Source organism: Moorena sp. SIO4E2 (assembly GCF_010671945.1).
Classification (GTDB): domain Bacteria; phylum Cyanobacteriota; class Cyanobacteriia; order Cyanobacteriales; family Coleofasciculaceae; genus Moorena; species Moorena producens.
On the sequence record NZ_JAAHIE010000447.1, the window covers coordinates 1 to 6,203 of the forward strand.

A 6,203-nucleotide genomic window follows, 5' to 3' on the forward strand; every position below is an offset into this window, starting at 1 on the left:
ATCAATTGAAGAATTAGAATGTTTGTTAAATCATCTTTTAAATGAAGGAGGGTTAATTATAAAATGGGTACGAAAAATAAAAAACAAAGGCAATGCTGTTATCACAGTTTAAATGCGCAACAGCTTAACTGAGCAGGATCAAGAACAATCCGACAACGTTTATCTTGAAACTTAAGAAATGCAATAAAATCAGCGACTTGCTGAAGTTGTTCAGCAGTAAGTAGATCCAGGTCTTGCTTGATAGCTTCGGTGCTGATTGACATAGCAGTAACTTAGTACAGTAATGATTTATAGGTTATTGGCCAAAAATTTTGAATCTAGTAGGGCTGATGGCTGATAGCTGATACGCGACACGCTGATAGCTGAGGGCTGTTCGCGTAGCGTGCGCGTAGCGCATATGCTTACAGTTGACTGTACCTCATAAATACGACAAACGCTATCAACAAGTTTAGCTAGGGACAAGGTTCAATTGTCCAATCTTTAGGTTTCTCACTTTTATAACAGGACTGTTGACGACCTGCTTCTTTTAAATTCCATTTACCGGTAGATTGATCGAATTTAAACTGAAGTCGATAACGCCTGCCCCTAACTTTGTCATCAGGTAGATTCATCTGGGTCAGAATCACGATTTTCTCAAAAGCTTGCTGATCAATCACCTTGATTTCTTCAGTAAACTCACTCTTGACCGTTGCTTTGTTACCAAATAACTCTAATGCGATCGCTTCCGGATCATCTCCTATTCGCTTACCTTTGAACTCAGCTAGATTCAAGGGTTGATAACGAGATTTTTCTAACGCATCATCAGAGGGATTACAACCCATTAAGATTAAGCTAATAGTCAACCCTACTACTATAAGCGGTAACCTGTCTTTTCTATCCATGGTCATTTAAAATTAAATTGGTTATAGCCTTGATTTTATCAAACACGAATCAATTTTTGGCGTTGCTGATTCTGGGTATGGTTTCGCCCCCCTAGGGTGTGTTTTCAAAGTTTTCCGCAAGATATTAGATCCCCCCCAGCCCCCCTTATTAAGGGGGGAGCCATACTCAAAGTCCCCCTTTTTTAAGGGAAACGGGGGATCTCGGAGTTTGAAGACACGCCCTAGCCCCCCAAGCGAGCAATCCCTCGCTTGGGGGGAACAAAACTCGGAAAGTCCCCCAAGCGAGCAATCCCTCGCTTGGGGGACCAACGGGGGCTTTAATAAAACCAGATAATCGCGCATTCATTCCTTCATTCAGCAACGCCCAATTTTTAATTGACGGCAAATTCAGTTTGCTGACGCATTTCGGGAGGATAGAAAGCTAAAACAATATTTTCTTTAGGAATGCCAGCATTAATTAAATCAGTAGTGATCCCCGTTTCTATTCCATCATATTCAATATAAATTTTAGTATTTTTTAGAGTAATATATATTAGGTTTCCTCTGATTCTTTTTCCCTGTGACCATCCTACCTGCATTAATCCATAGTGCTCTCGTGTTTCGTCAAAAATGGGGTCAAGTCGGATGTCTCCATGAGAGGGACGAAATTGAGCGTATTTTAGAATAACTTGTTTTATTATTTCTCGATAGGTCGTTTGGGTATCCATTGTTTGACCTCTAATTGGAGGAAACCAATCCGATTGGATTTGCTCAGGGGAATAGGGACAGTGGTCAGGAAAGTCCCAATCGGAAATTCCGGTTTCATTAGCAGCATCGGCTCTCGCATCACCATAAACTTTTGATAAATCTGCCCAGTATCGCTTTAAACTAGGAGTATCTCTGAGATAGCGTTTAAGGTGATTGCGCTCTCGTTTGATCGTGATTTCCCAAGACCTAGACCGTTTTTCAGGTTGATATTCCCATTTCAACAGATGTTGAATCGTTAAACGAATAGAGCAGAAAAAGCGGTCTCGCTCTCGTTTACTCAAGTCTTCAATCTCTTCTAGGAGATTAACCCAGTCTACTTCACTATATCGTTCTTCTTTGATCAGGGAAACTTGTTGTTCAACCCATTGGATGATGTCAGTTTCATAGAGCATTTTTTCCTCCGAAATCTAACTAAACCTGTAGGTTGGGTGGAACGAACTGCTCCCGCTAACCCAACCTACGAATAACGCTACTGCGAGATGTAACAGGACTGCCGTCAGCGCCTGCAAACCAAGAAACCTGGTGAGCAAATAAAAGGTGCTGCCAAATACCCGATCGGTAACACCAAAAGGAAAACCGCCCCACTAACAACGCCCCCACCCCCAGAAAAGGCATGGGGTTTGTCGTTGGGATTGCGAAAACCAATGATCTAGCGCTATGCTGTCACCCCTGTAATGATGCCAGACAGCAAACATGCCAATCAGCGTATGCAGCTTCAATATTCCCTTTGCTGCTGTGTAGGGTTCTGCTAATCCGGCTTCAATTTACCCAAAAATAACAGCAATAACGATAGAAATAGTCGCAAAAAATAAATTCTACCAACTTACCTCATACCAGGGATAATTAGGGGGAAAGTAGCCGATCGGGTCACCAAAGACCGCAAACAATATCATGGAAATCACAAAATGAACCACAATCGGAGCAATTGTCTTGGGATACGGCAAGTGGTGATCGTTGAGTGGGGCGAGATACTCTAGGATATTGTTCTCAATCAGGTCTCAATTAGGAATTGCTCTCAAACCTTACACTAATAAATCACACTAAAAGGATACTATAAAATTAGTTGGCATCTTTGAGATTAGAGCCATAAAAACGACCAGGTTCAGAGTGATAAGCAATAAAATAACATAAAATTGTTGTGGTTTGATGTCTTTCCAAAAAATCACTGCGATTCTCCTAATTTCTAGTTGGTTTCCTTAGGTATAAATCCTCAAAAATGTGGATTTATTTTAGACTTTAGCGGATAGTTTGGCAGATATATAGTTAGTGCAGGGTAATTTTTAACCCAACAACCATTTGTGTCAAATGAATTGTCTCAAATGACACGGTTTCAAAAGCAGGCAGCTAGCTCCAGTTAGTAGATATAGCCACTAGATAGAGCAAGTATAGCCAGACCTGAATTCAGATATATCACCTGGTCTTAGTATAGCCAGCTAACCCTAGGTGTTAGTAGATTTTTCAGGAATTTTTAAGATTTATTACAAAGCCAAAAAGGTTGACAATTTGTCTGATCTAATTTTGAGAATTTGTCTTGTGATAAACCTGATCACCTGGTGATCAATTAAACTAGTCGATATCAGGGATTTTAACTATAGCATTTCTCAGTTATCAATTGCTTAAGGTACTTTCGTCCTAGGTTTTAGGGAGTAGGGAGTAAGGAGTAGGGAGTAGGCAGTAGGCAGTAGGGAGTAGGCAGTAGGGAATAGGTACAAAATTATGTGTACCTCATTACTATCAGAACCGCTAGATAAAGTCTTGGTTGTATAAATTAAATGGCATTTGCTCTGGAAACTCTAGACTAGAACTCTGGACTAATTTTACTGATGGATTTAATTAGATGAAGAGTCAAACCTTTCTTCAACCCATTGACCGTACTGCTGGCGCAGTCATACTTATACTGAGTCTACTGATTGGTATATTACTGTGGACTGGCGATCGCACTGCCCCCAGGGTACGGAAATTTACGTGGCAAGATAAACAAGTCGGTGCGGAGGATAAAGCATTTATCCTAACCTTCAGCCGTCCTATGGATCAGACTAGTGTGGAAACTAATCTGAAGATTGTTCCACCCATACCGGGCAAAATTAGCTGGGCTGGACGTAAAATGGCTTATACTCCGCTGCTCCCTTTACCCTATGGCACCGAGTATCAATTCCAGCTCACTGGAGCAGTAGATCAATTCGCTAAGCCTGGCAACAAGACTGCCATGGAACCGTTCAAGGCATCTTTCCGTACCCGTGACCGAGCCTTTGCCTATGTGGGTGTTCAGGCAGAAGAAAAGGGGCGATTAATTTTCTATAATCTCACTCGCCAACAAAAAACTATCTTGACCCCTCCAGATTTGGTGGTTATGGACTTTAAGTTCTATCCTGATGGCAGCCGACTTCTTTTTTCTGCTGTTGATAGTCAGAATCAAGAACAGGACTTGCTCTCGGCCAAATTATATACTGTGACCACGGGCATATCTACTCGTGCCCCAGCTCAAGCTCCCGTATCCTCAGACTCTGATGGGTTAGTTGAGCAGGTTCTCGATAGCAAAGACTACCAGAATCTGAAGTTTGATTTGTCTGCTGATGGTAAAACGATTGTGGTGCAGCGGGTCAGTCGGAGTAATCCTTCGGAATTTGGGCTGTGGACCATACAACCTGGTACCAAACCGAGACCATTAGACCATGAACCAGGAGGAGATTTTATGATTACTCCTGATAGCAACGCAATCGCGATGGCTCAAGGTCAGGGAGTGGGCATTTTACCCTTGACACCAAATGCTCAACCCCTAGACTTTTTACCGAAGTTTGGCATGGTCATAAACTTTGCTAAGGATGGTTCAGCAGCAGTGATGGTGAAGTTTAATTCTGACTATACGCGATCGCTATTTTTAGTCAAAAACCAGGGCTCTGAGCAAGAGATACTGCGCACCACTGGTTCTGTCCATAGTTGTGAATTCTCGGCGCAAAACCAGATTCTCTATTGTCTGCTCAGCCAACTCATTGCTGGGGAAGAATTCAAAGAAGAACCGTTCCTGGCAGCGATTAACCTTAAACCTAATGAAAAGAATGAGTATACCTTAAAGCGCTTGATAGTTTTACCGGAGCAACAGGAAGTTCATATGAGTTTGTCCCCAGATGACTTAGGCATACTCTTTGATCAACTGGTTCCTGAACGGTCATCTGAGGAAGGTTTGATCACTGATGAAGGACAAATAATTGCCAATGCTAGACTGTGGCTATTACCTTTAGTGGATGATACATCGTCAGATACTCCAGTGAAGCTGGAAGCGGAACCACTCCTAACTGGATTTAATGCTCGTTGGCTACCTTGAAGGTTAGCAGGTTGAAGGTTAGCTGGTTGAAGGTTAGTAGGTTGAAGGTTAGTAGGTTGAAGGTTAGCTGGTTGAAGGTTAGCTGGTTGAAGGTTAGCTGGTTGAAGGTTAGCTGGTTGAAGGTTGGCTAGTTGAAGGTTGGCTGGTTGAAGGTTGGCTGGTTGAAAGTTAGTAGGTTGAAGGTTAGCCGGTTGAAGGTTAGCCGGTTGAAGGTGTTTTTTTTTGGAAGGGTGTTTGGTTGTTCGCGTAGCGTGGCCTTTTGGCCAAGGGTGAAGGTTGGTAAAATAACCGAGCAACCTGTAACCTGTAACCTGTAACCTGTAACCAAACAACCTTGAAACCTTCAAACCTTCAACCTGTAACCAAACAACCTGTAACCAAACAACCTTAAACCTAATAACCTTCAACCTTAAACCTTCAACCTTCAACCATCAAACCTTCAACCTTAAACCTAATAACCTTCAACCTTCAACCTTCAACCTTCAACCTTCAACCTTAAACCTAATAACCTTCAACCTAATAACCTGTAACTTGACATCAAAAGACTATGGAAATTAATCAGTGTCTTCATGTTGCTGTTTTAGTTTCTGATTTGGAAAAGGCAGAGCATTTTTACGGTAATATTTTGGGATTATCTAAAGTTAATCGAGAGCTGAGATTTCCTGGTGCTTGGTACCAAGTTGGTCAATTCCAAATTCACCTGATGGTTAATCCTAATGCTAAAGTTGACCTAAAAAATCCTGAAAAATGGGGTCGTAATCCCCACATTGCCTTTAGTGTAGTAAATTTAGATGAAGCGAAGGAATGTCTACACGCTCATGGTTACCCGATTCAATTGAGCTCATCTGGTCGTGCGGCATTGTTTACCCAAGATCCAGATTGTAATATTATTGAGCTTAGTGAGATTAATAAGATTAGCACTTAGGGTTTAACGTAGGGATGGGGAGAATAAATGAAAACCATTGCCTACCTGTACAGCAATCCTCTACTTGACCCGGTGCCTGACCCAGAAGTTTGGGGTTTGGAGGTGGATCAGGTCTATCTAGATTTGGGAGGACGCCAGCAGTGGCAGCAGTTAGTTGCGGATTGCCAAGCTCAAGCTCCTGATTACTTGCTAATTCGTCGTCTGGAAGAACTGGGAGAGTGTTTGGCTGAAATTAGCGATCGCATTAGCCAAATTGAAACCCTCGGTGTTTGCTTGATTGCCACAGAGCAATCTTACAATTCTGCTCAGCTAACGGATGCTACCAACT

7 protein-coding genes and 2 pseudogenes are annotated in these 6,203 nt (G+C 42.2%); 3 read left to right on the forward strand and 6 right to left on the reverse strand.

Features of this window, described 5'->3' with window-relative positions:
* Nucleotides 1-101: 101 nt before the first annotated feature.
* The 5 genes and pseudogenes from F6K37_RS30040 to F6K37_RS45725 all read right to left on the reverse strand — a co-directional run.
* Entirely contained in the window at nt 102-263 is a 162-nt protein-coding gene (locus F6K37_RS30040) for a hypothetical protein (protein ID WP_287254149.1), read from the reverse strand.
* A 25-nt stretch (nt 264-288) separates the two neighbouring features.
* Nucleotides 289-462, reverse strand: a complete 174-nt coding sequence (locus tag F6K37_RS30045; protein ID WP_287254151.1) for a hypothetical protein — start codon at nt 460-462, stop codon at nt 289-291.
* Complete coding sequence (locus F6K37_RS30050; protein WP_131827199.1) at nt 453-881, reverse strand: hypothetical protein; 429 nt, start codon at nt 879-881, stop codon at nt 453-455. The genes F6K37_RS30045 and F6K37_RS30050 overlap by 10 nt, the downstream gene beginning before the upstream one ends.
* 371 nt (nt 882-1,252) lie before the next feature.
* Nucleotides 1,253-1,588, reverse strand: coding sequence for a XisI protein (locus F6K37_RS45720; RefSeq protein WP_044494438.1), 336 nt, complete (start codon nt 1,586-1,588; stop codon nt 1,253-1,255).
* Between the two features lie 36 nt (nt 1,589-1,624).
* Nucleotides 1,625-2,020, reverse strand: a pseudogene (locus F6K37_RS45725) (DUF29 domain-containing protein); the annotation flags it as partial.
* 1,445 nt (nt 2,021-3,465) lie between these two features.
* Between F6K37_RS45725 and F6K37_RS30060 the strand changes: the two are divergent.
* Nucleotides 3,466-4,950 (forward strand): Ig-like domain-containing domain, encoded by a 1,485-nt coding sequence (locus F6K37_RS30060; protein ID WP_009149271.1) that lies wholly within the window; start codon nt 3,466-3,468, stop codon nt 4,948-4,950.
* Nucleotides 4,951-5,078: 128 nt separating this feature from the next.
* Here F6K37_RS30060 and F6K37_RS45730 read toward each other — a convergent pair.
* Nucleotides 5,079-5,378, reverse strand: a pseudogene (locus F6K37_RS45730) (single-stranded-DNA-specific exonuclease RecJ); the annotation flags it as partial.
* 119 nt (nt 5,379-5,497) lie between these two features.
* Here F6K37_RS45730 and F6K37_RS30065 point away from each other — a divergent pair.
* Nucleotides 5,498-5,875 (forward strand): VOC family protein, encoded by a 378-nt coding sequence (locus F6K37_RS30065; RefSeq protein ID WP_009149275.1) that lies wholly within the window; start codon nt 5,498-5,500, stop codon nt 5,873-5,875.
* A 27-nt stretch (nt 5,876-5,902) separates the two neighbouring features.
* On the forward strand, nt 5,903-6,203 hold a 301-nt coding region (locus F6K37_RS30070), incomplete at its 3' end, for a recombinase family protein (protein ID WP_353838650.1).